Origin of the sequence: Mycoplana sp. BE70, assembly GCF_031455855.1 — a bacterium.
In the GTDB taxonomy this organism is placed as follows: Bacteria; Pseudomonadota; Alphaproteobacteria; order Rhizobiales; family Rhizobiaceae; genus Mycoplana.
The window spans coordinates 368572-394860 of sequence record NZ_JAVDTM010000003.1; the positions used below are offsets into that span (position 1 = coordinate 368572).

The following is a 26289-nucleotide window of genomic DNA, read 5'->3' on the forward strand; positions in this document are numbered from 1 at the left end:
TCCTCGAGAATTAGAGTTGCAACGCCGGTCTGGCGTGAGCCGATTGCTAGTCGGCGCGGAAGCCGGGTGTTGTTCCTTCGGTAACAAGCTTACAACTGTAAGGCGATCGCGGCCGGTGTCGCCACGTGCCGCCGCCCACCATCTCGGGCACTTCGGCGATACGGCGCCTCCAGTTCTCTTCCGCTGACGTAAAGAGTTGGCGAATCTTATCAAGAAGATCGATACTGACGGCCGGCGGCGGCGTAAGACCGATCGAGATCGACGCACAACTGCCGCGGCAGAGGCTCATGGAGCGGAGGATGTAAGGCATGACGAAGGAGGTTGCGTCGGTGCCGGCGAAAAGGCCCTGGCATGGGTCGCTTCGCACCCTGCTCGGCGTCGTGATGGTAGCGCTTCTGCTCGCCGTGTCGGGGTTGCTGATCGCACTCGATTACTATCGTGCCCGTAATGCCGCGATCGAAGCGGCTGAAATCCATATGGACAACTTTGAGGACCGGCTGATCTCACGCATGCAGGTCCTCTCCGGCGACACGTCGGCCGTGGTCAACCTGATCGTTTCCATCGCCAATTCTTTCCTTGCGCCGCCAACGGAGCGCATCGGCGACAAGGTCACGATCCTGCGGGCCGCACTTTCGCGATCGCCGCAGATCGACGGGGTCTATGCCGGCTATCCGGATGGCAGCTTCTTTCATGCCGTCAATCTGTCATCGACGGACTGGCGCAAAGCCCTCAATCCCCCCGCCTTTGCGACGATGGCCGTCCGCATTTTGGAGCCCGGCGCAGAAGAGCCGCGTGCACGGGTCATCTTCTACGACAGCGCCGGAAAACAACTGTCGGAGCGTCCGATCAGCGGCTGGAAATATGATCCCAGGCAGCGCCCCTGGTATCGCGCCGCCGTTGGAGGAACGGGACCGATCGCGACCGGTCCCTACAGCATGGCGACGACCAGGTCGCTCGGCATGACCATCTCCCAGGCCCATAAAGGCAACCCCGACATCGTCGTCGGTGCCGATGTCGTGCTTGATCGGGTTACGCATTTCATTGCCAGCGAAAGACTGACACCCAGTGCTGTCGCCTTCGTCGTTGATCCCGACAAGAAGCTGTTGATGCATTCCGACCCCGCAATCATGCGGGCAATCGCCGCCTCGAAAGACGAACGCGATTTCGATCCGGCGAACCTGCACGATCCGCTGCTGGCAGCGATCAAGGAGAACCCGCCGGATCTGAACAAGATGGGCACCGTCGACGTCGCCGGCCGCAAGTGGGTGGTCATGGGGTCAGAGGTCGACTCGGCGATCCTCTTTGCCGGGCACATCGCCGTCGTTGCCGCACCTATCGACGAATTGATGGCCCCCGCACGCAGAGGCCTCTACCAGGGCCTGACCTTGTCCGCCGGGATCGTCGTTCTCTCCGTGCTCGGTGCGCTTCTTCTGGCCCATCTGGTCACCAAGTCGCTGAACCAACTGACCAACAGCGCAAATCGGCTGCAGGATCTGGACTTCAGTACCCCGATCGAAGTGCCAACGCGCGTAAACGAAATCGCGACGCTCGGCAGTGCGATGAACAAGGCTCGGGACGCAATCTTCACCTTCGGCCTCTACGTGCCAAAGGAACTGGTGCGCAAGGGGATGGAATCGGGAGAATTTTCCGGACGGAACGCGCGCCGTCAGGAGGTGACGGCCATCTTCACCGATATTTACGACTTCACCACGATCAGCGAGCAGCATTCGCCCGAGAAAGTCGTCAGCATGCTGTCGGAGTATTTCGACATTCTCAACGACACCGTGAACGAACACGGCGGCACGATCATCCAGTTCCTGGGCGATTCCATTTTCGCCATGTGGAACGCCCCGGCACCCGATCCAAACCACGCCGAGAATGCCTGCCGGGCCGCGCTAGCGATGAAGGGGCGGCTCGAAGTCTTCAACGACAGGCAGCGCAGCCGCGGGTTGCCGGAATTCCGCACACGCTTTGGCATTCATTCCGGTACCGCAGTTGTCGGCAGCGTCGGAGCAAACGACCGCCTACAGTACACTGCCATGGGCGACAGCATCAACGTCGCTTCCCGGCTGGAGGGCATGAACAAGACCTACAGCACCTGGATCCTGGCGAGCGGCGCGGTCGTTTCTCAATGTGAAGACGCGATCCAGTTCCGGGCTCTCGGCCAGGCACAGGCCAAGGGTCGGTCCACCGCGCTTGACGTCTTTGAAGTGATCGGTGTGCGCCGACCGGCCGCGGTGGCGGCGAAAAATGGCGCTGCCGCTCCGGCAGCGCAGTCTTGACCGAGCGGCAAGTGGCTCAGAAGGTCGGCGGCGTGCAGGCGCTGATCAACTCGCACGGTACCGGTCCGACACAGCGGAAACGATGCGGCCGGCGGCTCTCGAAGTAATAGGCGTCGCCGGGCCCGAGAATACGCCGCTCGTCATCGACCGTCACTTCGAGACGTCCGGAGAGGATGATGCCGCCCTCCTCGCCATCATGCACCAGCGGCACCTTGCCCGTGTCGGCACCGGGTTGGTAGCACTCCTTCAGGATCTGCAGGCTGCGACCGAACAGGTTTTCGCCGATCTGGCGGTAGGAAATCGGCCCCTTGCCGATCTCGACTAGTTCGTCGGCACGATAGAAGGCCTTGCGCGAACGCTCCGGTTCGAAAGCGAAGAACTCGGCAAGCCCGATCGGAATGCCGTCCAAGATCCGCTTGAGGGCGCCGACCGACGGGTTTGACGCATTCGACTCGATCAGCGAGATGGTGGAATTGGTGACGCCTGCACGTTTGGCCAGTTCCCGTTGCGACAGATTGTGGGCCATGCGCAAGCTGCGCAACCTGCTCCCGATATCGACCGACATGCCGCCCCTCCCGATGCTGCACCGCGCGCCTGTTTCCATTGTTCGATATATCGAAACATCTGCGAGCAGGCCTATTAAATATCAATAACTTCATATCAGGCAGAAAAGGACTTGTTCAATCTGCCAAATCATGGCGTCAATGCCTCGACCAGAGGAGACTCCCATGAACGTTCACAACAAGCCCAACGCCCCGGTGCTCGACAGCTACTGGATGCCGTTTACCGCCAACCGGCAGTTCAAGGCGGCGCCGCGCCTGCTCGCTTCCGCCGAAGGCATGCACTACACGAGCCAGGACGGCCGCACCATTCTGGACGGCACCGCCGGCCTCTGGTGCTGCAATGCCGGCCATGGTCGCCGCCAGATTGCCGCCGCCGTCGAGCGCCAGCTGACCACCATGGACTTTGCGCCGTCCTTCCAGATGGGCCATCCGATCGCGTTCGACTTCGCCGAGCGCCTGGCCGAGATCGCCCCCGGTCCGGAAGGCGCGAAACTCGACCGCATCTTCTACACCGGCTCCGGCTCGGAATCGGTCGACACCGCTCTGAAGATGGCGATCGCCTATCAGCGCGCGATCGGCCAGGGCACCCGCACGCGCCTGATCGGCCGCGAGCGCGGCTACCACGGCGTCGGCTTCGGTGGCATCTCCGTCGGCGGCATCCTCAACAACCGCCGCGTCTTCCCGCAGCTCCCCGGCTCCGACCACCTGCGCCACACGCATGACCTTGCCAAGAACGCCTACGTGAAGGGCCAGCCGGAGCATGGCGCAGAACTCGCCGACGATCTGGAGCGTCTGGTCGCTCTGCACGGCGCCGAGACGATCGCCGCCTGCATCGTCGAGCCGGTCGCCGGCTCCACCGGCGTGCTGATCCCACCGAAGGGCTATCTCGAGCGCCTGCGCGCCATCTGCGACAAGCACGGCATCCTGCTGATCTTCGACGAGGTCATCACCGGCTTCGGCCGCCTGGGTGCCGCCTTTGCGACCGACTATTTCGGCGTGACGCCGGACCTCGTGACGACCGCCAAGGGACTGACCAACGGCGCGATTCCGATGGGTGCGGTCTTCGCCAGCCGCAAGGTGCATGACGCACTGATGCACGGACCGGAGGGCGCGATCGAACTGTTCCATGGCTACACCTACTCCGGCCACCCGGCCGCCTGCGCCGCCGGCATTGCCACGCTCGACATCTACCGCGACGAGGGCCTTTTCACCCGCGGCGCCGAGCTGCAGGACGACTGGCACGAAGCGATGCACTCGCTGAAGGGCCTGCCGCACGTCATCGACGTCCGCACGATCGGCCTGATCGCCGGCATCGAGCTTGCCTCGCGCGACGGCGCTGTCGGCGCGCGCGCCTATGACGTCTTCGTTGACTGCTTCGAGAAGGGCCTGTTGATCCGCGTTACCGGCGACATCATCGCCTTCTCGCCGCCGCTGATCGCCGAAAAGAAGCATTTCGAGGAGATCGTCTCGGTGCTCGGCGATGCCCTGAAGCGCGCGAAGTAAGCAGCACTGCATGAAATACAGAAGGGCCGGTCAGCGATGACCGGCCTTTCTGCATAGTGCCTCAAGGTTATGTTTGGTGTGCGATGCTTAGAACTTGATCGCGAGGCCGATGATGGGGCCCTGCTCGACGACGTCGAACTTGAAGCCGTCATTGCTGTAGTCCACGCCCAGTGCGCGGTAGCCGGCCACTGCCGAGAACGTCTCGTTGAACTTGTAGCCCGCCGTCGCGGCGACATCCCAGTCGATGTCTGCTCCGCCACCGCCGACCAGTCCCCAGCCGGTGAGGAAGAAGTTCGGCGTAAGGAAGTAAGTCCCTTTCAGACCGCCGATCGCATCGACCCAAGTGTCGCCATCGCTTCGCGACACGGTCCGATCGCGGAAGGTGATCGAGATCGTATTATCGACCGACCACACCCGAACGCCGCCGACGATATCGAGGTTACCGGTGCTGTCCTGGAGCAGCGAGTAGCCGACGCCCGCAAAGCCCGCGAAGGTCTCGGAATCGACTTCACCGGAGATGAAGCCTCTGGGGGTCGCCGCGCTGCCGGAAATCTTTGAGTACATGAGATCGGTGACGACGCTGTAGCGTCCGTAACGGGCCTCGCCGATCGCCATCGCCCCGAAGTCGAGATGATCCCAGATTTCACTGAAGGACGTGTTCACATGGATAGTGCGCAGGCCGAAGTTCTGCAGGTCACCGGAAAGGCCCGTCGCCCAGAAATACGGGGCGAACGTGAAGGTCCAGCCGCTTTCGGTTTGCACCTGCTGCGCCTCCGGGGTCATCGCGGTCGGCGTGAGGTCAGCGGCCAGGGCATTGTGGCCCAGCATGGTGGTCGCGACAAGGATAACACTGAATGCGATGCGCTGCGTCATGTGTCCCCTCCGAGGGCTTGACCCTGACAACTTTCGCCGCAGTTGGTTTAGCGAACCCCTCAATCCCCCAGGAGCACGCTTCCAGTCGATGCTGCCGAATCGACACTGCCGCCAATTCGACAATAACAACAAGAGATCGCGTCCTTTGACAAGCGCTTCTGTTTCCGCAAAACCTTTCGCAGGCGGTGCTCATGTGCTGCCTTGCATCCGCCCGATGGCCTGTCGCCGGGTCCGGATTTTTGTCGGCGCTCGCCCACGCCAAACGTCCCTTGTCTACCTGCCAGGAAAAACAGGAGAGCGAAAATGCGCAAGATCATCGTTGGAACATTCGTCAGTCTCGACGGCGTCATGCAGGCACCGGGCGGCCCGCAGGAGGACCCCGTCGGCGACTTCAAGCACGGCGGCTGGGCGGCCCCCTATTTCGACGAAGCGATGGGGACGGCCGTTGACGAGATGTTCGCGAAGCCCTTTGACCTGCTGCTCGGCCGCAAGACTTACGACATCTTCGCGGCGCATTGGCCCTACGCCGGCCCGGATGATCCGATCGGCTCCTTGTTCGACCGCATCACCAAGTTCGTCGCGACCCGCAATCCGGACTTCAAGCTGACGTGGCAAAACAGTCAAACGCTGGGGCCGGACGCGGTCGCCGCGCTCACGAAGCTGAAAGCCGAAGAAGGGCCCGATCTTCTGACGCAAGGCTCGACGGATCTCTTGCAGACGCTGTTCCGGCATGACCTGGTCGACGAACTCTACATCTCGTTGTTCCCGGTCGTGCTCGGGGGCGGAAAGAAGCTGTTCAGCGAAGGCGCGGCACCGCATGCGCTGAAGCTCGTCAGCTCCAAGGTGACGCCAGCCGGTGTCACCGTCAACAAATACAGCCGTGCGGGCGAAGTCCAGACAGGCTCGTTCGAATTCGACCAGCCGACGGAGGCCGAACTGGAACGGCGGAAGAATCTGACCTGACATCGAGGGCGGGGCACGGCGGGTGGTAACGGTGCATCACGCCCAGACAGCGCCGTCCCCGCACCTACTCCCTCATCGATCTGGTTGCGAAATGCAATCAGATTCGCTAGGCTGTATGTACACGCGGTGATCGGCACGGGAGGACGTTATGAAACCGATCCTTTATGCGCATCCGTTTTCGTCATACTGCCAGAAGGCGCTGATTGCGCTCTACGAGAACGAAACCCCTTTCGAGTTTCGGATGCTCAGCCCGGAAAATCCCGAGATCCTCCGGGAATTCGAAGCACTTTGGCCGATCAAGCGCTTCCCCGTTCTCGTCGACGGTGGCCGGACGTTGCTGGAGGCGACGGTGATCATCGAATACCTGGCACTCGCCCATCCCGGGCCGTTCAAGCCGCTTCCGGACGATCCGCAGGCGGCGATCGATGTGCGCATGCTCGACCGGATCTTCGACAACTACATCAGCACCCCGCAGCAGAAGATCGTTTTCAATGCCATCCGGGCCGAGGCGGACCGCGATCCTTATGGTGTCGGCGAAGCGCGCACGATGCTGGAGCGGACCTACCAGTGGCTGGATCGCCACATGGCCGGGCGGGAATGGGCGGCGGGCGACGCCTTCAGCCTGGCCGACTGCGCCGCCGCTCCCGCGCTGTTCTACGCCGACTGGACGCATGCGATCGACCCGGCGCTCACCAACCTCAAAGCCTATCGCGACCGGCTGCTCGCCCGCCCCTCCTTCGCCCGCGCGGTGGACGAGGCGCGACCTTATCGCAAGTTTTTCCCGCTCGGCGCGCCGGACCGGGATTGAGCGGGCGCAACGGGCTCAGATCAGGCCGCGGCCGGCGAGGTTGCGCATCAGCGCGGCAACGCCAAAAGTCCAAGGCGGGCACTCGGTCGAGAGGCGAACGGTGTTGGAGAGCGCACCGAGTTCGGCATTCGAGATCGTCACCCGATCGCCGATCCTGTGGGTGAAGCCCTCGCCCTTGACGTCGCGATCCTTGACCGGGGCAAACAGCGTGCCCATGAACAGCATGAGGCCGTCCGGATATTGGTGGTGGAGGCCGATCGTCTGAGCGACGAGATCGAGCGGGTCGCGGCTGATCTCGCGCATCGTGCTCGTGCCCTTGAGCACGAAACCGTCCTCACCTTCGATCAGGAGATCAAGGTCCGCCTTGCGGACATCGTCGATTGAATAGGTCTCGTCGAAGAGGCGGATGAAGGGGCCGATGGCGGCGGACGCATTGTTGTCCTTGGCCTTGCCGAGGAGAAGCGCCGAACGGCCCTCGACGTCGCGAAGGTTGACATCGTTGCCCAGCGTCGCGCCTTTCACCTCGCCCCGGCTGTTCACGGCCAACACGATTTCCGGCTCCGGATTGTTCCACCGGGAGATCGGATGCAGGCCGACCGAGGCCCCCCAGCCGACGGCCGACAGCACCGGCGCCTTGGTGAAGACCTCCGCGTCCGGCCCGATGCCCACCTCAAGATACTGCGACCAGATGCCCTCTTCGATCAGCGCCGCCTTGACCTTCGCCGCCGCCTCGGAACCGGCCTTGAGGTTGCGCAGGCTGTCGCCGATGATGGCGGTGACGCGTGCACGGACCGTCTGCGCGAGCGCCGGGTTGCCGGCCACCTTTTCCTCGATCACCCGCTCGATCATCGAGCGCGCAAAGGTAACGCCACAGGCCTTGACCGCCTGCAGGTCGCAAGGGGCAAGGAGATGGGGGCGCGAAAGGTCGCCCTCGCCTTCAATCGAATGGTCGAGCACGGTTGCAAGCGGCGCCACCGGATCGCCGGCCTGTGCGCGCACAAAGCCGACCGGGTCGCCCATTTCGAGAAGGTCCCGCATTGTCGGCGCCGCCTTGCTGGTGATGTCGACCACGGCGCCGTTGTGCACGACCACCAGCGATGGTCCGCTGCGCTCGGGACGCCAGATGCGCCCGACGAACGTGCCGCGATCAAAGTTGCCAGCCTGCGATGTCATGCTGTTTTCCTCCGTCTTGCGCTGTCCTTTGTGCCCGAAAACGCGCCTATCGGACAGGGGGAATGCGGCTTGCCGCCGTTCCTGGCGCGCGCCAACTTTTCCCGCTCACTGGCGCCCGGCTGGGGCAAGGCCCGAGCCTCCTTCAGCGGCGAAGATCCCGATTGCAATCCGACGAGGTCATCGCTAGTCAAAAACGCAGACGTTGCGGCGCATACAGGAAGCCACCATGACCATCATCGAAGAGTTGAAGCGTGCCCTTGGTTCGGAGGTTGTCCTCACGGGCACCGAGATCGGCGATCGCTACGTCAGCGACGCCAGCCAGACGGGGCGCGTTCCGCCGATGGCGGTCATCCGTCCGCGGAGCGTGGACGCCGTTTCCGCCGCCCTGCGCATCTGCAACGAGCACGGCCAGCCCGTGATCCCCCAGGGCGGCATGACCGGCCTTGCCGGCGGTGCAAACCCGCGTGGCGGCGAGGTGGCGATTTCGCTGGAGCAACTGGCAGGGGTGGAAGAGATCGATCCGGCGGCGGCAACGATCACGCTGAAGGCCGGAACGATCCTGGAAACGGCGCAAGCGGCGGCGGAGGATGCCGGCTTCCTACTGCCGATCGACCTTGGGGCACGCGGCAGTTGCCAGATCGGCGGCAACCTTTCGACAAATGCCGGCGGCATCCGGGTCATCCGCCACGGGGTCACGCGTGACAACGTGCTGGGGCTGGAGGTGGTGCTCGCCGACGGCACGGTGCTGTCGATGCTGAACAAGATGACGAAGAACAACACCGGCTATGACCTGCGCCAGTTCTTCATCGGCGCCGAAGGAACGCTCGGCATCATCACCCGCGCCGTCCTTAAGCTGAAGCCGCTGCCGACGGGGCGCAGCACGGCGCTTGTCGCCCTGGAAAGCTACGAGGCCGTGATCGCCTTTCTTCAGAAAGCCCAGCGCGAGTTACTCGCGCTCTCCGCCTACGAGGCGATGTGGCAGAGTTTTGTCCGCTTCAGCAGCAAGGCGGAGGGTATCAAGCTGTTCGAAGCCGAATATCCCTTTCTCGTGATCATCGAAGAAGACAACGACGGTTCGGACGTTGCGCGCGAGCGGTTTGAAGGTTTCCTCGGCGGCGCGCTGGAAGAGGGCCTGATCGTCGATGCGCTCATCGCCCAATCCGAGAAGGACGCCCGCAATTTCTGGACCGTGCGCGAAGCGGTGACGATGGATCGGTTGCTGCCGTCTCTGGTAAACCTCGACGTCAGCATGCCGAGCGGCGAGATCGGCCGTTTCGCCGAGGCCTGCGAGGCGGATCTGCTGTCACGCTTCCCCACCGCCCATGTCTCCTTCTACGGCCATATCGGCGACAGCAACCTGCATATTGCGTTTTCCGTGGCCAACGCATCCGACAGCGAACTGCATGCCGTGGACGAAATCGTCTATGCGCTCGTGCAACAATTCAACGGCTCCGTCTCGGCTGAACATGGGATCGGCACGTTGAAACGTCCCTATCTCGGCTGCTCCCGGAGCCCCGAGGAACTGGAAGCCATGCGCCGGATCAAGCACACGCTCGATCCGAAAGGCATCCTGAACCCCGACAAGGTCATCTGAGGACAGCCGGCGCCACGCCAAGGATCGAGCTGCGAGGATGCAGATGACCGACAGCAAACGACGCGTGCTCGTTACCGGCGCAACCCGCGGACTGGGCCTTGAGATCGCCAAGGCATTTGCCCACGAAGGAGCCTGGGTCGCATTCAACGGTCGCGACGCGTCCGCGCTGGAGGCTCATTGCGCTTCATTGCGCCAGCAAGGCTTCCTGGCCGAAGCGCTGCCGGCTGACCTTGCGGATAGTCCGGAGACGATTGCACATCGGGCCGCCGAACGACTTGGCGGGCTGGATGTCGTCGTCCACGCGGCCGGCATCCGTGACCGGCGGACAACCGAGCACCTCGATGGTGCGGCCTTTGCCGCGCTTCTCGACGTCAACCTGACCGCAGCCTATCGGCTGGCGCGCGCGGCCATTCCGCTTCTTCAGCAATCCAGCGCCGGGCGGCTGATCTTCGTGACATCGATCGCAGCACGGATCGCCCGCAAGCCCGACCCCGCCTATACGGCCTCGAAGGGCGGACTGGAGGCCTTGACCCGGTCTCTTGCGGTCGAGTTCGGCGCCGACAACCTCACCGTGAATGCGATCGCGCCCGGCTGGTTCGTTACCGAACCGAACAGGGCGCTGTCGGAGGATGCAAGCGTGCAGGCCTTCGTCGACACGCGCATTCCGTTGAAGCGCTGGGGTCGACCGGAGGAACTGGCTCCGGCGGCCCTGTTCCTCGCCTCGCCGGCCGCAAGCTTTGTCAACGGCATCACGCTCACCGTCGACGGCGGCATGTCCGCGCAGATGTAGCCGAACCGCGGCTCAGGCTTTCTGGCAGTTCGGCGCGGTTTCCGCCTCGCCGGTCTCGAAATCGCCGGGCTGGGGCGGCGAGATCGGCTTGAACAGCGAACGGTCCGGTTTCAGGTCGAGCAGCGGCGTGCCGTTCAGGCAGTCGAGCCCGCGCACGTACAGGGCGTTGCCCTCGACCCGATCCAGCATAACGATCGATGTCCCGATCGGGTTCGGCCGCACCGGCGAGCGCAGCGAAAAGGTGCCGTGCACCTTGCCGCTGCTGGCCGGGCTCTGCAGGATGAGATCGCGCCGGGACCTGTCGAGCCAATAGAGGACCTCCAGCCGCTCGAACGCTTCGATGCCTTCCAGCGCCGGGATCCACGGGTCAAAGATCTCGATCCGGCACACCGGCCCATCCAGGCGACCTTGCCGCGGGCAGAGCAGTCGCGATTCCCACGGTGTATGGATGCGTCCGATGAAGACGAGCCCCGCATCGGTTGGCTCAGGCGGCGCGACGGCGACCTCGTTCTCGCGGATTTCGTTTTCCCGAACCATGCATTTCCCCTTCAGTCATGCGTTCATGCGCAATCTAATCACGCGTTCCAGTTCATGCGTTCGTCCGCAATCGAAAACTGCGTCCCCTCGCCCGCGGCGACTTTGACGCGATCGCGAAATCCTGCAAGCGATATATTTCGCAAAATATAGCACTAGCCATTTGATGCGCGTCGTTATATCCAAGGAAATATCTCGCACAGCATGGAGGGGACTATGAAATTCAACCGTCGTCATTGGGTGAGGCTCGCCGCGGCCTCGGTTGCCGCGACCTGGCTCGGCGTTGCGGCCATTGCCGCACCGGCGTCAGCCGAAGACAAGGTCACGGTCTTTGCCGCGGCCAGCCTGAAGAACGCGCTCGACGCGGCCAACGCGGCCTGGACGAAGCAAACGTCCAAGGAAACGACGGTCTCCTATGCCGCCAGCTCGGCACTCGCAAAGCAGATCGAGGCCGGCGCGCCCGCCGACATCTTCATCTCCGCCGACCTCGCCTGGATGGACTACGTGGCAGAGAAGAAGCTGATCAAGGACGACACGCGCTCGAACCTGCTCGGCAACCGCATCGTCCTCGTGGCGCCGAAGGAAGCCGCCAAGCCGGTCGAGATCAAGGACGGCTTCGACCTTGCCGGCCTCGTCGGCGACGGCAAGCTCGCCATGGGTGCCGTCGATTCCGTTCCCGCCGGCAAATACGGCAAGGCAGCACTGGAAAAACTCGGCGTCTGGCCGTCTGTCGAGGCCAAGGTTGCAGGGGTCGAAAGCGTTCGCGCGGCGCTCGCGCTCGTTTCCCGCGGCGAGACGCCCTACGGCATCGTCTACGAGACGGATGCCGCGGCCGATCCGGGCGTCGCGGTCGTCGGAACGTTCCCCGAAGACAGCCATCCGCCGATCATCTATCCGATCGCCGTCCTGTCGGAATCGAAGAGTGCCGACGCCAAAGCCTATCTCGACTTCCTGAAGTCCGACGAGGCATCACGGTTCTTCACCGAGCAGGGCTTCACCATCCTGAAGTGAGTTCCTCCCCGCGCGCCCGCGCCGCGAATGGCGCGGGGCGTTGTATTCCTTTGAAACGTTGCACTAATTTGATTGCATATGATTCCCGACCGACGGGTGTCGGCCTTCGCCGGATGGCATGCGCCGACGGACCAATCGTGGAAATGTGAGCTCTGACTTGGACTGGTTGACCCTCAGCGACGCGGAATGGACGGCAATTCGGTTGAGCCTGCTGGTCTCGACGGTGGCGGTGGCGGCAAGCCTTCCCTTCGGCGTCCTGGCTGCGCTGGCACTGTCGCGCGGCAGCTTTTGGGGCAAGTCGCTGCTGAACGGCATCGTGCACCTGCCCCTGATCCTGCCGCCGGTCGTCACCGGCTTCCTGCTGCTCATACTGTTTGGACGAAAGGGTCCGATCGGCGCCTTTCTCGATGAGTATCTCGGCATTGTCCTCGCCTTCCGCTGGACGGGTGCGGCACTCGCCTGCGCGGTCATGGGCTTTCCGCTGCTGGTACGCTCCATCCGCCTCTCGCTCGACACGGTGGATCGCAAGCTCGAGGATGCGGCGGGAACATTGGGCGCCAACCGGGCCTGGGTCTTTGTCACGGTCACGCTTCCGCTGATCCTGCCGGGCATCATCGCCGGCATGATCCTCTCCTTCGCCAAGGCGATGGGAGAGTTTGGCGCGACCATCACCTTCGTCTCCAACATCCCCGGCGAAACGCAGACGCTGTCGGCGGCGATCTACACATTCACCCAGGTCCCCGGCGGCGATGCGGGCGCAATGCGCCTGACGATCGTCGCGATCATCATTTCGATGGCGGCGCTGCTCGCCTCCGAATTCATGGCGCATGCTGTTGGCAAACGGGTGCATTTCGAATGACACTGTCGGTTGAAATCCGCCACCGGCTCGGCAACTTCCGCCTCGACGCAGACTTTACGTCCGAAGGCGGCGTCACCGCCCTGTTCGGCCGGTCCGGGTCGGGCAAGACGTCGCTGCTGCGCGCGATCGCCGGTCTCGTCCGCCCCGACGAAGGCCGGATCGTGCTCGGCGGAGACATCCTGGTCGACACGAAGCGCAAGATCTTCGTGCCCAAGCACAAGCGACGCTTCGGCTACGTCTTTCAGGAGGCGCGGCTTTTTCCGCATCTTTCCGTCAGGGGTAATCTTACCTACGGCCGCTGGTTCGCGCCGCGCGGCATCGAGCCGGCAGGCTTCGATCATGTCGTAGGCCTCCTCGGCATCGGCGCCCTGCTCGACCGGCGGCCGGCGAACCTTTCCGGCGGGGAAAAGCAGCGCGTGGCGATCGGCCGTGCGCTGCTGTCGGCGCCAAGGATGCTGCTCATGGATGAGCCGCTTGCGGCGCTCGACGAAGAGCGCAAGGCGGAGATACTGCCCTATCTGGAGCGGCTGCGCGACGAAACGAAAGTCCCGATCGTCTATGTCAGCCACGCCGTGCACGAGGTGGCGCGGCTGGCTGACCGCGTCGTCCTGCTGAATGACGGCAGGGTGGAAGCCATCGGTGCCGTATCGGAGGTGCTGAGCAGCCCGTTGCTCGCCGCAACGGTGGACCGCCGGGAGGCCGGAAGCGTGCTAACGGGTACCGTCGCCGCTGTCGATCGGCCGCATCGCATCGCGACGGTGCGGCTGAATGCGCGGGAACTCCACGTGCCCAACACCGATATCGAAGCCGGCAAGCCCGTGCGCGTCCATATTCCCGCCCGCGACGTCATGCTGTCGACCGGCAAGCCCGAAGGCCTGAGCGCGCTCAACATTCTCGAGGGCACGATCGCGACGATCACCCCCGATGGCGAGGGCATGATCACGGTGGAGGTCGATTGCGGCGGCGATGCCGTCCATGCACGTATCACCGCACTGTCCGGCGAGCGGCTGCAACTGCATCCCGGCAAGACCATCTTTGCCATTATCAAGACGGTTGCGCTAGACACGCGCTAAAGGAACACGCGCTGAATCAGCGGCCGTCTTCCGGCGCTTCCTTCGCACGGTTGGCCTGCAGCCAGTCCAGATCCGCGGAAAGCGCCGCTTTTGCCTTCTCCTCCATCCCGCGGAAGCGTGCCAGGAGTTCCTCGCCGAACGGGGTCACGGCCGCGCCGCCGCCCTGCTTGCCGCCGCGCTGCGATTCCACCACTGCAGAAGAGAACATGCGGTTCATCGCGTCGACCAGCAGCCAGGCCCGGCGATAGGACATGTCCATCGAACGGCCTGCCGCCGATATCGATCCGGTCTCGCGGATCCTTTCCAGCAGCAGCATCTTGCCGCGCCCAAGCCGTTCGGCCTGCGGAAAATCGACCCGGAGGATCACACGCAAATCGCCGGAGGCGTCGTTCTTCATCGGGGATCAGTCCTTCGTGCCTTTGTCCGCCTAACCTACTGAATGTCGGGTGTGAGTGCCAATGCAACCAACACCTGTCAACAGCGGTCGCGCCGTCCACATCTCCCTTGCACTCGGGCGCCGTCCGCGCAAAGAGTGCGGCGAACGAATTCAGGGTTTGGCGGACGAATGCAGCGGGACGAGATAGCGATTATTGGCGGCGGCCCGGCGGGACTGATGGCGGCCGAGGTGTTGACCGGCGCCGGACGAGCGGTGACGGTGTACGAGGCGATGCCGACCGTCGCCCGCAAATTCCTGCTGGCCGGCAAGTCCGGACTGAACATCACCCATTCCGAACCCTATGCGCGCTTTGCCGGCCGCTTCGGCAAGGCATCGGAGCGGCTGCGCCCGACGCTCGACGCGTTTCCCCCCGACGCCGTGCGCGCATGGGCGGCCGGGCTTGGCATCGAGACGTTTGTCGGCAGTTCCGGCCGCGTCTTTCCGACGGCGATGAAGGCGTCGCCGCTGCTGCGCGCTTGGTTGCGCCGGCTGGAGGCACAAGGGGCAACCATCAGGACCCGTCATCGCTTTATCGGCTTTTCGGATGATGGCCTCGTTTTCGAGACGCCGGAAGGTTCAACGACCATCAAGAGCAAGGCGACCCTGCTTGCCCTCGGCGGCGCCAGCTGGCCGCGGCTCGGTTCCGACGCATCCTGGGGCGGCCCGCTTCGGGAGAAAGGCGTGCCCGTCGCGCCGCTGCGGCCGGCAAATTGCGGTTTCGACGTCGGTTGGAGCGAAACTTTCCTCACACGTTTTGCCGGCGAGCCGATCAAGTCGGTGACCGCGACGTCGGAGGCCGGCGTCGTTCCCGGCGAATTCGTCATCTCCCGGCACGGCATCGAAGGCAGCCTCGTCTATGCCCATGCGGCCAGCCTGCGCGATGGGCTGGAACGCGACGGCGAGGCGGTGCTTTGGCTCGATCTTGTGCCGGGGCGGCCCGCCGAGCGCCTCGCACGCGACCTCGGCCGCCAGGGCGAAAAGGCGAGCCTTAGCAATCGTTTGCGCAAAGGTGCCGGCCTGGCGGGCGTGAAAACGGCCTTGCTGCGCGAGCTCGCACCGGACCTCGCGCAATACTCTCCGGAGCGCCTTGCAACGACGATCAAGGCACTACCGCTGCGCGTTCAGCGACCGCGCCCCATCGCCGAGGCCATCTCCTCGGCCGGCGGCATCCGTTGGAGTGGCATCGATGCCGGCTACATGCTGGAGGCCCTACCCGGCGTTTTCGTCGCCGGCGAAATGCTTGACTGGGAGGCGCCAACCGGCGGGTATCTGCTGACTGCCTGCATGGCGACCGGCCGTGCGGCCGCTCAGGGGGTCGATAGCTGGCTTCGACGATAGCCGCTGTGATCAGTCGGCACGCGCAGCGAGGTACGTCGGCAGCGCGTCGCGGGCAAGGGGTTCGGAGATGAGGAAGCCCTGACCGAAATCGCAGTTCATCCCCTGCAGAATCTCCAGCTGTTCCTCGGTTTCGATCCCCTCGGCGACGACCTGCATCCCCAGGCTGTGGGCTAGGCCGACGGTGGCTCGCACGATCCGGAAAGCATCCGCACTCGTAGACATGTCGCGAACGAACGACCGGTCGATCTTGATCCGGTTGACCGGAAAGCGCCGCAAATGTGCCAGCGAGGCATATCCCGTGCCGAAGTCGTCGAGCGCAATCGAAAAGCCCAGTCCATCCAATTCGGTCAGTGTCTGCGCAATCTGGTCATGGGCGGCATCGAGAAGGATGTTTTCGGTCAGCTCGACCTCCACGCATTGCGGCTCCAGCCCGCTTTCTGCGACCATCGCCCGCAACATCGACGGAAAGTCGGGGCGACGGATCTGCGCCGCGGCAACGTTGATTGCCACCTGCCCGATGTCCAGCCCCTGGGACCGCAAGGTGCGCATGGCGTCGAAGGTCTTGCGCAAGATCTGATGACCCAATTCCACGATCAGGCCGTGCGTCTCGGCTACTGCAATGAACTCGGCGGGGCTGACCGGCTGGCCGGCGCGGTTCCAGCGCGCCAGCACCTCAAATCCGGCATGCGATCCATCGCCGACGCGGAATTGCGGCTGCAACGCGATGTCGATCTGGTTCGTGGACACGGCAGCCGCCAGCGCGTTTGCCATCCTGTGCCTGCGTTCACTCTCCACAGACATAGCCCGCGAATATAGCTTGTGCCGACCGCGGCCTTCGGCCTTTGCCTCGTAGAGGGCGAGATCGGCTTTCTTGAGCAGACTTTCCGGCCGCCGTCCGTCACGAGGAAACAGACAGCCTCCGATGCTCATGCGCGGCGTGATCTGATGCCTCTGGAAAGGAACCGGCTGTTGAACCCTCGCAAACAGCCTCTCGAGGGTTTTGTCGATGTTCGCTCGCGTCGCATTCGACAGGATGATCGCGAATTCGTCTCCCCCGAGCCGCACGATGGTATCGGTCTTTCGGATTGCTTCCTGCATCCGTTTTGCCACCGCAATGAGCAGTGCGTCGCCGGCGGCATGGCCCAGCGTGTCATTCGTCTGCTTGAAGCCATCAAGGTCCGCTACGACCAGTGCGCCGCTCACCCCGGTCTTGCGACTACTTGCGATGGCCTGCTCCAGCCGTTTATCCAGCACAGACCGGTTGAACAATTTCGTCAGCGGATCGTGCTCCGCGTGAAACTTGATCGCCGCTTCGGATCGTTTCAGCTCCGTGATGTCGGTTCGCGTTCCGACAATATGACCGGAGGCGGATCGCTGCTCTTGCACCTGCAACCAACGCCCCCCGGCGATCGCCACGACCGCCTTGCGCCCCGGATTTGCGTGTTCGCGCAAGCGCGCCTGGAGCCAGGCTTCGCGCCCCTCCGGCGTGTTGCGCGGCAGGAGGTATTGCCCATTCTCCAATCCGCATTGCACGATCGCGGCGTAAGTGTTGCCGGGCACTATCGCTTCCCGCGCCTTGCTGTAAATGTCCTCGAACGCACGGTTGTGAAGGACGAGACGGTCTTCGGCGTCAAAGGCTGCGATACCGTCCGGGATCGTTTCGATGACGTCCACAAGCAATGCCTCTGCCTTGCGGCGCCTGGCGACCTCTTCTTTCAGCGTCCGCTCGGCGAGCTTCCGATCGGTGATGTCATACCGGATCGACACATAGGCATTCGTCCGACCCGCGCGGTCCGGCACCGGGACGATCGTTGTGTCGACCCAGTAGAGGGTGCCGCACTTGGCCCGGTTGCACACTTCACCATGCCAGATTTCACCACCGGCGATCTTGCGCCACATCTCCTCGAAAAAATCCTTCGAGTGATGTCCCGAGTTGACGAGACGATGGTTCTGTCCGATCAGTTCGTCCGACCCATAGCCGCTGATGGTGCAGAACTTCCCGTTGACAAAGACGATCTTTCCACGCCGGTCGGTCACCGCAACGATCGCGTGCTGGTCCAACGCCGCCTGGTAGGCCCTGAACAGCCCCTGCAAACCGCCATTTTCCTCATCGACCTCGTCCCGGTCTGCGGAATTGCTCGTTGCTCGCTTCGAATTCGCCAGGATTCGAACAATCGCGGTTCGGCGCGGGCGTTTGCGGGAACGAAGTCGGCCGACGTCTTCATCGACAACCGGCGCAGCCTCTTCAGTAATTTGTAATCCATTCATTCTAAAATAGACTCCGTGCGGAATGGATAAACTGTTGTGCAGTATAACAAATTTAACAAGTTGTTACTGTCGATTTGACATTTCACAATTTCTGTTATGAATTGGCACCAAAATGATGCGGAGCGCACCTTGGCTGAAAGTGGCAATTCCACAGCATTTCTGAGCAACCACGTCCTCGCCGCGCTGAAAGCGGATGCCCGTGATTTCATCGTTGACCGCGCCGAGATGCGCGAGATGAGCACCGGCGATGTCATCTTCACGAATGGCGCCCAGGTCACACATCTTGTGTTTCCGTTGGAGGGCGTCGTGTCCTTCATCGCCGAACTTGCAGGCGATAAGAGCGTCGAAAAAGTGTCCATCGGGCGTGAAGGGTTTCTCGGTTTTGCTCTTGTTATGGAGAGCGAGACGTCGTTGGGGACGTCCGTCGTGCAGGTGCCGGGTCGTGCGCTGTGGCTTCCCACGACCGATTTCGATCAGGCTCTCACACGTTTCAGGGACGTGCGCGCGGCTATGTTGCGCTATGCCAAATCGCTGATGATGCAACTGATGGAGTCGGTCGCCTGCAGCAGCCTGCACACGGCCGAACAGCGGGTTTCCCGCTGGCTGCTGCAGGCGCATGACCGCGTCTCGGGCGACGAGTTCCACGTCACTCAGGAGGCGATATCGCGACTGCTGGCGCTTCGGAGGGCAACCGTCAATGCCGCCTGCAGCGACCTGATGAACGCTGGCGCGATCACCTACGTTCGCGGCCGGGTAACCGTGCGGAATCGCGCGGCCCTGCATGCGCGCTCCTGTCCCTGCTATGATCGGATCCGGTCGGCCTCGGTTTGCTGATATCGGCGCCATGCGCAGCCGATCATATCCATAGATATCCGAACCGCTCCGATCACGCTGCATGGCGCGACCCGTTTGCGTTGCCGCCTGCCCTGCTCTCTGCTCCGGGCCGTCGTAGCGAATCCTCGGTGCCGTCCCGAAACCCGGCGATCGCACGCGAGAGCGCCTCTGCTTCGGCGGCAAGCGACCGGCTTGCCGCCGCATTTTCCTCGATCGCGGCAGCGTTGCGTTGCGTGGCGTCGTCAATCTGACCGGTTGCTGCGGAGATCTCAGCGATGCTTGCCGCTTGCGTGCGGGCCGACTGGGCGATGCCATGAACGAGATTACCCGTGTGCCGGATCGCCTCGGCAATGCTCGACAGTTGGGACTGCGTTTCACCAACCAGGCCGACACCGGCCGAAATGCTGTTCGAGTTTGCTTGAATCAGGCCGGCGATTTCCCTCGCCGCATCCGCGGATCGTTGCGCCAACGACCGAATTTCACTTGCGACCACCGCGAATCCCTTCCCGGCGTCACCGGCGCGTGCGGCTTCCACGCTTGCGTTGAGCGCAAGCAGATTGGTCTGGGAGGCAATCTTGTCGATGACGGAAATGATGTTCGTCACCTTTGCGGACGAGGCATCGACCTCGCGGATGGCATCCGCCGTCCTTTGTGCAATTGCGACACCCTGTTCGGCCGCATTCATCACACCTGATACCGTGCGGCTTGCATCCTGCGCCGTATCCGCCGTGCTCTCGATCGCGCCAGCCAATTCCCGGATCGCCGTGACGGTCTCCTCAAGAGCCGTGGCCTGCCGCTCGCACTGGCGGTTGGCGTTCTCCGCCGCACTGGCGATCTCCACCGAGCCCGCGCGCACATTTCCCGCTGCGTCCCGCACCGAAGCAATCACTCGCGACAGGCTCGCGACCGCCTCGTTGAAGCCTTGTGCCAGCCGCTCCGATTTCTCCGACACATTGGGATCGACGGAAACTCCTAGGTCGCCATCGGCGAGCCGCAACAATGCCGCGGCGACCTGATCCAGGGACTCGATCTGCTGCAGTTCCGCCTTCCGGCGCCGCTCCTCCAGATTGTCGAGATAGACGGAGATCGCCAGTTCCATGTCGAGCATCGCCGCCTTGACGAGAACGACCACCTCCTTCGCCAGATTGTCTTGCCGTGGCTGCGTCCTGTTTCTGGCGATCGCAAAGCTTGATTTTGGCTTTTGCGGTTGACGGGCCGCAAACAGCCCCTCCAGCAGCCGCTCCATCACGAGAGCATAGCCGCCGATGTACCAGCGGGGTTCCAGCCCGATCCTGGCGTGCACGGAACCGACGGCGCGGACGGCCTCCATGTAGTCGCGGCCGTATTGTCCGCTGAGGATCATCGCCCAATGCTGCTTCTGCCTGCCTCCGGCACGCGCCACCGCGGCATCGTCGTCAAAAAAACCGCGCGTCTGGGCCGTGGCGCGGATCGTCTGGTAGAATGTGGCAAGCGCCGCATCCATGTTCGCCATGACCACCGCTGCAGTTTGCCGCAGGATATCGCTTTCGCCGGGCCCCAGCCCGACAAAAGTCAATCGTTCACTGATCTCGTCCTCGTCCCTACGCGCATCCATATATTCACCCCTCAAGCATATATGCACGCTACCGTTCCGAACGATAACGTGCATATAAGTATATTAAGGTTCTGTTACCGATGTACGACGAAAGGACTATTTACAAAAAAACTTATTCAAAAACAGCGTCATGAGATCAGTTCGACCAAGTATGCGGGTAAGCGCTCGCCATCTCAGACAAACCCGGCTCCGCCTCAGTACCCGGTGATCAGCTCGATCTTCGAGCCGTCCGTAAAACGGGAAAGGCGAAAATCCTTCGGGTCGACCACCGGAGTTCGACCGGTGACGATATCGGCCATGAGCCGGCCGGCGCCCGGACCGATGCCGAACCCATGCCCCGAAAAGCCGGTGGCGATATGGAAGCCGGGAATGCGATCGACGGCGGAGATCACCGGGATCGCGTCCGGCGTCACGTCCATGTATCCGCCCCAGCGTTGCGCGATCTGCGTCCTCTCGAAAATCGGAAAGGCGCGCCGCAGATTGGCAAGGGCGTTGTCCGACATCCTCGTCGAAGGCTTGGGATCGAGGACGCGGCAATATTCGAACGGGCTCGGCTCGTCCAGGGTCCAACGATCGGGAATGCGCACTTCGTCCCAGAAGCGCCATCCGGCACGGAATTTCAGTGCGCGCCACTCCTTGCGCAGCGCCGGCACGAAGTCCAGCGCGAAGCGGAACGACTTGGGCACGATATCGACGACGTTTTCGCTGCCCGATGCGATCGTATAACCGCCGTCCTGCCGCTTGCGGAAGGCGAAATCGCTGGCCCACATCGCCTGTTCCGGCCCGCCCTCCAGCGGCTTAGTGCGCAGGACCGAGTTCAGGACCTTCAACTGCGGAAGGTGGATGCCGAGCGTGCCGACGAAGAGGCTGGACCAGGCCCCGCCGGCGAGCACGACCGCCTTGCAGGCAATCGACCCGCGCTCCGTGACGACGCCGGACACGGCACCGGCGGCCGTCTCGATACCACGCACGGCGCATTCGGTCAGGATCGCCGCGCCATTGGCGCGGGCCGCTTCGGCGATCGCAGGTGCAGCCTTCTGCGGCTCGGCGCGCGCATCGGCCGGTGTAAACAGCGCGCCCTTCAGGTTCATCGTCGTCCCTGGATACATGGACCGGAATTCCTGCCCGCTCAGCATCCGCGCCTCGATCTCATAGTTTTCGAGGTTCTTGATCCAATTTCTGTGGCCGGCGAATTCCTGGTCGGTCGAGGAGGTGAAGATGATGCCGGCGCGCTTGAAGCCGGTGTCGCGACCGGTGCGCTGGTCGAGCGTGTCCCAGATCCGCAGCGATTCCGCCATCAGCGGCACTTCACGCGGGTCGCGGCAGGCAATCCGCACCCATCCCCAGTTCCGACTCGACTGCTCCTGGCCGATGCCGCCCTTTTCGCACAGCGCCACCCGCAGACCGCGTTCCGCGAGTTCCAGCGCCGTCGAGGCGCCGATGATGCCGCCGCCGATGACCACGACATCGACTTCCTTGGGCAACTCGACATCGCCATGAACGGGAACGACATAGGGACCGGGCATGCGGCGAAATCCTTGAACGGTGGATGAAAACGTCGACAATTTCGTCCGGCACCGCGCGCGCGATGTCAAGCCTGCACTTGCGGTGCGGTACTGGCAGGAATCATTGCGTCCCGTCGAGGTCGCGTTCCCAGCGCCTCCGCGTACCCGGTCTCTCCGGCACCTGGGACGTGGAATACAACGACACGCTGCCCCAGCGTAAACGCAAACCCGCCCACACGGGGAACCTTGTCGTCGGGATGACGTTTCTGATCCAGGGTTCATGGAAGGAGCAAGGCCATGCAAGTTGTCGGAGTACAGGTTCACCCGGAGATGGGTGGAAAGGCCGGCTTCACCGTCGAATTCGTCGGCGAAGCCGGCGAGGTGGTCAGCGTCCTCCTGCGGGCCGGCGACGACAGTGACCTCAATCGCCTCAACGCCACCGACCGAGCCAAGGCGGTGTTGCTGGAGGTTGCCACGTTCGATGGCAGTCTGTTGACCGGCGATGATGAGGTGAATTGCCTGCGTAGCGCCCGTGCCACGGGCGACACGCAAACCATGGAAGAGGAACTGGACGAAGGGCTGGAGGCATCGTTTCCCGCAAGCGACCCCGTGTCGATCACGGTGAGCACCATTCCAGCCGGCAGGACCGATCATCCGGACGCGAAGAAGTCCGAGTAGCGCCAACGAAGCCAGCGTGACAGGGCCGCCAAAGGCCCTGTCAGCCAACGCCACTGCTGATGGTCCGTTAACCGGGCCTGCTACCACCAATTTTCCAGCATCGATGATGGAACTACTTTCGCGCGCAGCGGGCTCAAATCGCCTCGAAGCGTGCGCCAAACCCTTGATGCCCGCGGCCAGTCATCGATCACGTAAATTGCAAACAATGCCGATTATGTGAAGGGAACATTGGTCCAAGGATTCCGTTTTCCTGTATAATGATTCTACAGGCAGCGATTCCGATCCGACTTCAACGGCTTGTCGTGGGAGACGACCATGCAAAGGGGTGAATCCGACGTCTTCAATCTTTTCTCGGAGATCTACTCCAGCACCGCGCGGGAGGAGATGAGTCTTCAAGAATACCTGCTCGCGTGCCGTGATGATAAAAGCATGTACGCCACCGCGCAGGAGCGCATGGTTGATGCGATCGGCGAACCCACCCTTGTCGATACGAGCACCGACGAACGGCTCGGGCGCATCTACTCGAACCGTACCATCAAAATCTACCCGACCTTCTCCGATTTCTACGGCATGGAAGACACGATAGAGCGGATCGTGGGCTATTTCCGCTATGCCGCTCAGGGTCTCGAAGAACGCAAGCAGATCCTCTATCTCCTCGGCCCGGTCGGCGGCGGCAAGTCCTCTTTGGCCGAGCGCCTGAAGAAACTGATGGAACTGCGGCCGATCTATACCCTGATGGTCAACGGCAAGGTGAGCCCGATCTTCGAGTCGCCGCTGGGCCTGTTCCATCCCGAACGGATGGCCGACCTGCTCGAGGACAAGTACGGAATCGCTCGCCGCCGCCTCACGGGATTGATCTCCCCATGGGCCGCCAAGCGGCTGGACGAGGTTGGCGGCGACATCTCCAAGTTCAGCGTCGTCAAGATGATGCCGTCGCGACTGCGGCAGATCGCCATCGCCAAGACCGAGCCTGGCGACGAGAACAACCAGGATGTCTCCGCGCTGGTCGGCAAGGTCGACATCCGCCAGCTCGAAAACTACAGCCAGGCCGACCCGGACGCCTATTCCTACAGCGGCGGCCTCAACCGGACGACCCAGGGGCTGCTGGAATTCGTCGAGATGTTCAAGGCGCCGATCAAGGTGCTGCATCCGCTGCTGACGGCAACCCAGGAAGGCAACTACAACGGCACCGAGAACTTTGGCGGCTTCCCCTTCCAGGGCATGGTGCTCGCCCACTCGAACGAATCCGAATGGTTGCAGTTCAAGAACAACCGGAACAACGAGGCCTTCCTCGACCGCATCCTCGTGGTGAAGGTTCCCTATTGCCTGCGGGTCACAGAGGAACGGCAAATCTACGAAAAGCTGTTGCGGGAGAGCGAACTCGCCAACAATCCCTGCGCGCCGGAAGTGCTGGAAAACCTCAGCCGCTTTACCGTCTCGACCCGATTGGCGCCCCACGAGAACTCTCCGCTCTACACCAAGATGCGGGTCTATGACGGCGAGAACTTGAAGGATATCGATCCCAAGGCGAAATCCGTCCAGGAATACCGGGATGTGGCCGGTGTCGACGAAGGCATGACCGGTGTCAGCACCCGCTTCGCCTTCAAGGTGCTGTCGGAAACCTTCAACTACGACACCAAGGAGGTTGCGGCCGACCCCGTACATCTGATGTACATCCTGGAACAGGCGATCAAGCGCGAGCAGTTCCCCAAGGAAACCGAAGCCGCCTATCTCGACTTCATCCGCTCGGAACTGGCCACCCGCTACGCCGAGTTCATCGGCCATGAGATCCAGAAGGCGTATCTGGAATCCTACAGCGAATACGGACAGAACCTGTTCGACCGCTACATCGCCTATGCCGATGCCTGGCTCGAGGACCAGGACTTCAAGGATCCCGATACGGGCCAGATCCTCAACCGGCAGATCCTCGACAGCGAGCTGTCGCAGATCGAAAAGCCGGCCGGCATCGCCAATCCGAAGGACTTCCGCAACGAGGTGGTGAAGTTCACCCTGCGCGCCCGCGCCAAGAACCACGGACGCAATCCCTCCTGGACCAGTTACGAAAAGCTGCGCGAGGTGATCGAAAAGAGGATGTTCGGCCAGGTCGAGGATCTTCTTCCGGTGATCAGCTTCGGCTCCAAGAAGGACAGTTCGACCGAAAAGCAGCACGCCGAATTCATCCAGCGCATGATCGAACGCGGCTACACCAAGCGCCAGGTCCGGCGTCTGGTCGACTGGTACATGCGGGTCAACAAAGCGGGCTGATGCCCACCGAGGGGTCGTGGGCATGCCGAATTTCATCGACCGGCGTCTGAACCCGAAGGACAAGAGCATCGGCAACCGGCAACGCTTCCTGCGACGGGCACGCGAAGAACTCAAGCGCGCCGTCAAGGAGCAGATCAAGTCCATCGGCATCGCCGATGTCGGTACCACCCACAGCGTGTCGATGCCCACGCGTGGTGTCGGTGAGCCGACGTTCCAGCCCGCTCCCGACACCGGCGACCGGGAACGTGTGCTGCCGGGCAATCGGGAATTCTCCCCCGGCGATCGCTTGCGCAAGCAACAAGGCGGCGGAGGCGGCAAGGGCGGTGCCGGCACCGGGGAGGACGAAGACGACTTCCAGTTCGTCCTTTCACGCAACGAGGTGCTCGACCTGTTCTTCGAGGACCTCGAACTGCCGGACATGGTCAAACTGTCGCTGAAGGAAACCCCCACCTTCAAGCCCCGACGCGCCGGTTTCTCGGTGACCGGCAATCCCACCAACATCAATGTCGGGCGAACGATGCGAAACAGCTTCGGCCGGCGCATTGCGTTGCGACGGCCCAAGCAGGCGGAGATCGATGCGCTGCTGGCGGAGATCGCCGAACTGGAAACAAAGGGTGGCCGTCAAGCGCATGAACGGCTGGCAATGCTGCAAGCCGAACTGGACTGGCTGGAGCGGCGGCGCCGGCGCGTTCCATTCATCGATACGGTCGACATCCGCTTCAACCGCTTCGAGCAGCAGCCATTGCCAAACGCCAGCGCGGTGATGTTCTGCCTGATGGACGTATCGGCCTCAATGGGCGAGCGGGAGAAGGACCTCGCCAAGCGGTTTTTTGTGCTGCTGCACCTCTTCCTCAAGCGCCGCTACGAGCGCATCGAGATCGTCTTCATTCGACACACGGACGAGGCGCGGGAGGTTGACGAGGAGACATTCTTCTACAGCACGCAGAGCGGCGGCACGATGGTTTCCACCGCTCTCGCGGAAATGCTGCGCGTCATCGAGGCGCGCTATCCCGCCAGCGAATGGAACATCTACGCCGCCCAGGCCTCGGACGGCGACAATATCTCCGGCGATTCCGACCGCTGCATCACGCTGCTCAGCGCGGTCATGCGGCTCTGCCAATACTACGCCTATGTCGAGATCATCGACGAACGCGAAAGCGAGATTTTTGCCCGCACCGACAACGGCACGTCGCTGTGGCGGGCCTACAGGACCATCGACGGCGAGTTTCCCAATTTCCAGATGACCCGGATATCCAAGCCGGCCGACATCTATCCGGTCTTCCGCAAGCTCTTTGCCAGGCAGCCCGCCACCCGCAAGCCGCGCAAATGAAAAGGCATCGTGATG

22 protein-coding genes are annotated in these 26289 nt (G+C 62.8%); 14 read left to right on the forward strand and 8 right to left on the reverse strand.

Features of this window, described 5'->3' with window-relative positions; all coding sequences use genetic code 11:
- The first annotated feature begins 308 nt into the window (after positions 1-308).
- Positions 309-2282, forward strand: a complete 1974-nt coding sequence (locus tag J2Y48_RS07985) for an adenylate/guanylate cyclase domain-containing protein (protein WP_310415388.1) — start codon at positions 309-311, stop codon at positions 2280-2282.
- A 16-nt stretch (positions 2283-2298) separates the two neighbouring features.
- On the opposite strand, the gene J2Y48_RS07990 is transcribed toward J2Y48_RS07985, so the two are convergent.
- Positions 2299-2847 carry a cupin domain-containing protein gene (locus tag J2Y48_RS07990; protein ID WP_310415391.1) on the reverse strand — a complete coding sequence of 183 codons (549 nt, stop codon included), beginning with the start codon at positions 2845-2847 and terminating at the stop codon, positions 2299-2301.
- 163 nt (positions 2848-3010) lie between these two features.
- Between J2Y48_RS07990 and J2Y48_RS07995 the strand changes: the two genes are divergently transcribed.
- On the forward strand, positions 3011-4348 hold the full coding sequence (locus J2Y48_RS07995) for an aspartate aminotransferase family protein (RefSeq protein ID WP_310415394.1): 1338 nt from the start codon (positions 3011-3013) through the stop codon (positions 4346-4348).
- Between the two features lie 87 nt (positions 4349-4435).
- Here J2Y48_RS07995 and J2Y48_RS08000 read toward each other — a convergent pair whose 3' ends face one another.
- Entirely contained in the window at positions 4436-5221 is a 786-nt protein-coding gene (locus J2Y48_RS08000) for a hypothetical protein (protein WP_310415397.1), read from the reverse strand.
- 303 nt (positions 5222-5524) lie between these two features.
- Between J2Y48_RS08000 and J2Y48_RS08005 the strand changes: the two genes are divergently transcribed.
- Together J2Y48_RS08005 and J2Y48_RS08010 are read left to right on the forward strand one after the other, a co-directional pair.
- Positions 5525-6184: a dihydrofolate reductase family protein gene (locus tag J2Y48_RS08005; protein ID WP_310415401.1), complete on the forward strand. Its 660-nt coding sequence runs from the start codon at positions 5525-5527 to the stop codon at positions 6182-6184.
- Between the two features lie 148 nt (positions 6185-6332).
- Positions 6333-6992, forward strand: coding sequence for a glutathione S-transferase family protein (locus tag J2Y48_RS08010; RefSeq protein WP_310415403.1), 660 nt, complete (start codon positions 6333-6335; stop codon positions 6990-6992).
- A 15-nt stretch (positions 6993-7007) separates the two neighbouring features.
- Here J2Y48_RS08010 and J2Y48_RS08015 read toward each other — a convergent pair whose 3' ends face one another.
- Positions 7008-8165 carry a fumarylacetoacetate hydrolase family protein gene (locus J2Y48_RS08015; RefSeq protein ID WP_310415406.1) on the reverse strand — a complete coding sequence of 386 codons (1158 nt, stop codon included), beginning with the start codon at positions 8163-8165 and terminating at the stop codon, positions 7008-7010.
- 226 nt (positions 8166-8391) lie between these two features.
- Between J2Y48_RS08015 and J2Y48_RS08020 the strand changes: the two genes are divergently transcribed.
- Both J2Y48_RS08020 and J2Y48_RS08025 read left to right on the forward strand, forming a co-directional pair.
- Positions 8392-9759, forward strand: coding sequence for an FAD-binding oxidoreductase (locus J2Y48_RS08020; RefSeq protein WP_310415410.1), 1368 nt, complete (start codon positions 8392-8394; stop codon positions 9757-9759).
- Between the two features lie 43 nt (positions 9760-9802).
- On the forward strand, positions 9803-10549 hold the full coding sequence (locus J2Y48_RS08025; protein ID WP_310415413.1) for an SDR family oxidoreductase: 747 nt from the start codon (positions 9803-9805) through the stop codon (positions 10547-10549).
- 12 nt (positions 10550-10561) lie between these two features.
- Here J2Y48_RS08025 and tsaA read toward each other — a convergent pair whose 3' ends face one another.
- Entirely contained in the window at positions 10562-11086 is a 525-nt protein-coding gene (gene tsaA, locus J2Y48_RS08030; protein ID WP_310415418.1) for a tRNA (N6-threonylcarbamoyladenosine(37)-N6)-methyltransferase TrmO, read from the reverse strand.
- Between the two features lie 213 nt (positions 11087-11299).
- On the opposite strand from tsaA, the gene modA reads away from it, so the two are divergent.
- From modA to modC, 3 genes are all read left to right on the forward strand, one after another.
- Positions 11300-12094, forward strand: coding sequence for a molybdate ABC transporter substrate-binding protein (gene modA / locus J2Y48_RS08035; protein WP_310415421.1), 795 nt, complete (start codon positions 11300-11302; stop codon positions 12092-12094).
- A 118-nt stretch (positions 12095-12212) separates the two neighbouring features.
- Complete coding sequence (modB, locus tag J2Y48_RS08040; RefSeq protein WP_310415423.1) at positions 12213-12953, forward strand: molybdate ABC transporter permease subunit; 741 nt, start codon at positions 12213-12215, stop codon at positions 12951-12953.
- Positions 12950-14026, forward strand: a complete 1077-nt coding sequence (gene modC / locus J2Y48_RS08045) for a molybdenum ABC transporter ATP-binding protein (RefSeq protein WP_310415425.1) — start codon at positions 12950-12952, stop codon at positions 14024-14026. Before modB ends, modC begins: the two co-directional genes overlap by 4 nt.
- Before the next feature lie 16 nt (positions 14027-14042).
- On the opposite strand, the gene J2Y48_RS08050 is transcribed toward modC, so the two are convergent.
- A complete protein-coding gene (locus tag J2Y48_RS08050; RefSeq protein ID WP_310415428.1) occupies positions 14043-14423 on the reverse strand; it encodes a winged helix-turn-helix domain-containing protein in 381 nt (126 codons plus the stop codon).
- Positions 14424-14591: 168 nt separating this feature from the next.
- On the opposite strand from J2Y48_RS08050, the gene J2Y48_RS08055 reads away from it, so the two are divergent.
- Complete coding sequence (locus J2Y48_RS08055) at positions 14592-15800, forward strand: TIGR03862 family flavoprotein (protein ID WP_310415431.1); 1209 nt, start codon at positions 14592-14594, stop codon at positions 15798-15800.
- Positions 15801-15809: 9 nt separating this feature from the next.
- Here the strand turns inward: J2Y48_RS08055 and J2Y48_RS08060 are convergent, their stop codons facing one another.
- Positions 15810-17894: an EAL domain-containing protein gene (locus J2Y48_RS08060; protein ID WP_310415434.1), complete on the reverse strand. Its 2085-nt coding sequence runs from the start codon at positions 17892-17894 to the stop codon at positions 15810-15812.
- Between the two features lie 303 nt (positions 17895-18197).
- Between J2Y48_RS08060 and J2Y48_RS08065 the strand changes: the two genes are divergently transcribed.
- Complete coding sequence (locus J2Y48_RS08065) at positions 18198-18902, forward strand: Crp/Fnr family transcriptional regulator (protein ID WP_310415437.1); 705 nt, start codon at positions 18198-18200, stop codon at positions 18900-18902.
- A 52-nt stretch (positions 18903-18954) separates the two neighbouring features.
- Here J2Y48_RS08065 and J2Y48_RS08070 read toward each other — a convergent pair whose 3' ends face one another.
- Positions 18955-20496 (reverse strand): methyl-accepting chemotaxis protein, encoded by a 1542-nt coding sequence (locus J2Y48_RS08070; RefSeq protein WP_310415440.1) that lies wholly within the window; start codon positions 20494-20496, stop codon positions 18955-18957.
- A gap of 194 nt (positions 20497-20690) precedes the next feature.
- Complete coding sequence (locus tag J2Y48_RS08075) at positions 20691-22022, reverse strand: FAD-binding oxidoreductase (protein ID WP_310415443.1); 1332 nt, start codon at positions 22020-22022, stop codon at positions 20691-20693.
- Between the two features lie 276 nt (positions 22023-22298).
- Here J2Y48_RS08075 and J2Y48_RS08080 point away from each other — a divergent pair, with 276 nt between their 5' ends.
- The 3 genes from J2Y48_RS08080 (at position 22299) to J2Y48_RS08090 (ending at position 26274) form a co-directional block, all read left to right on the forward strand.
- Positions 22299-22679 carry a hypothetical protein gene (locus tag J2Y48_RS08080; protein ID WP_310415446.1) on the forward strand — a complete coding sequence of 127 codons (381 nt, stop codon included), beginning with the start codon at positions 22299-22301 and terminating at the stop codon, positions 22677-22679.
- Between the two features lie 315 nt (positions 22680-22994).
- Entirely contained in the window at positions 22995-24944 is a 1950-nt protein-coding gene (locus J2Y48_RS08085; protein ID WP_310415449.1) for a PrkA family serine protein kinase, read from the forward strand.
- 22 nt (positions 24945-24966) lie between these two features.
- Positions 24967-26274: a YeaH/YhbH family protein gene (locus J2Y48_RS08090; RefSeq protein ID WP_310415452.1), complete on the forward strand. Its 1308-nt coding sequence runs from the start codon at positions 24967-24969 to the stop codon at positions 26272-26274.
- Positions 26275-26289: the final 15 nt, after the last annotated feature.

Bases quoted from the DNA above. Each gene is read 5' to 3' on its own strand.
- J2Y48_RS07985 (WP_310415388.1), top strand. From the start codon at position 309: ATGACGAAGGAGGTTGCGTCGGTGCCGGCGAAAAGGCCCTGGCATGGG.
- J2Y48_RS07990 (WP_310415391.1), bottom strand. From the start codon at position 2,847: ATGTCGGTCGATATCGGGAGCAGGTTGCGCAGCTTGCGCATGGCCCAC.
- J2Y48_RS07995 (WP_310415394.1), top strand. From the start codon at position 3,011: ATGAACGTTCACAACAAGCCCAACGCCCCGGTGCTCGACAGCTACTGG.
- J2Y48_RS08000 (WP_310415397.1), bottom strand. From the start codon at position 5,221: ATGACGCAGCGCATCGCATTCAGTGTTATCCTTGTCGCGACCACCATG.
- J2Y48_RS08005 (WP_310415401.1), top strand. From the start codon at position 5,525: ATGCGCAAGATCATCGTTGGAACATTCGTCAGTCTCGACGGCGTCATG.
- J2Y48_RS08010 (WP_310415403.1), top strand. From the start codon at position 6,333: ATGAAACCGATCCTTTATGCGCATCCGTTTTCGTCATACTGCCAGAAG.
- J2Y48_RS08015 (WP_310415406.1), bottom strand. From the start codon at position 8,165: ATGACATCGCAGGCTGGCAACTTTGATCGCGGCACGTTCGTCGGGCGC.
- J2Y48_RS08020 (WP_310415410.1), top strand. From the start codon at position 8,392: ATGACCATCATCGAAGAGTTGAAGCGTGCCCTTGGTTCGGAGGTTGTC.
- J2Y48_RS08025 (WP_310415413.1), top strand. From the start codon at position 9,803: ATGACCGACAGCAAACGACGCGTGCTCGTTACCGGCGCAACCCGCGGA.
- tsaA (WP_310415418.1), bottom strand. From the start codon at position 11,086: ATGGTTCGGGAAAACGAAATCCGCGAGAACGAGGTCGCCGTCGCGCCG.
- modA (WP_310415421.1), top strand. From the start codon at position 11,300: ATGAAATTCAACCGTCGTCATTGGGTGAGGCTCGCCGCGGCCTCGGTT.
- modB (WP_310415423.1), top strand. From the start codon at position 12,213: ATGCGCCGACGGACCAATCGTGGAAATGTGAGCTCTGACTTGGACTGG.
- modC (WP_310415425.1), top strand. From the start codon at position 12,950: ATGACACTGTCGGTTGAAATCCGCCACCGGCTCGGCAACTTCCGCCTC.
- J2Y48_RS08050 (WP_310415428.1), bottom strand. From the start codon at position 14,423: ATGAAGAACGACGCCTCCGGCGATTTGCGTGTGATCCTCCGGGTCGAT.
- J2Y48_RS08055 (WP_310415431.1), top strand. From the start codon at position 14,592: ATGCAGCGGGACGAGATAGCGATTATTGGCGGCGGCCCGGCGGGACTG.
- J2Y48_RS08070 (WP_310415440.1), bottom strand. From the start codon at position 20,496: ATGGATGCGCGTAGGGACGAGGACGAGATCAGTGAACGATTGACTTTT.
- J2Y48_RS08075 (WP_310415443.1), bottom strand. From the start codon at position 22,022: ATGCCCGGTCCCTATGTCGTTCCCGTTCATGGCGATGTCGAGTTGCCC.
- J2Y48_RS08080 (WP_310415446.1), top strand. From the start codon at position 22,299: ATGCAAGTTGTCGGAGTACAGGTTCACCCGGAGATGGGTGGAAAGGCC.
- J2Y48_RS08085 (WP_310415449.1), top strand. From the start codon at position 22,995: ATGCAAAGGGGTGAATCCGACGTCTTCAATCTTTTCTCGGAGATCTAC.
- J2Y48_RS08090 (WP_310415452.1), top strand. From the start codon at position 24,967: ATGCCGAATTTCATCGACCGGCGTCTGAACCCGAAGGACAAGAGCATC.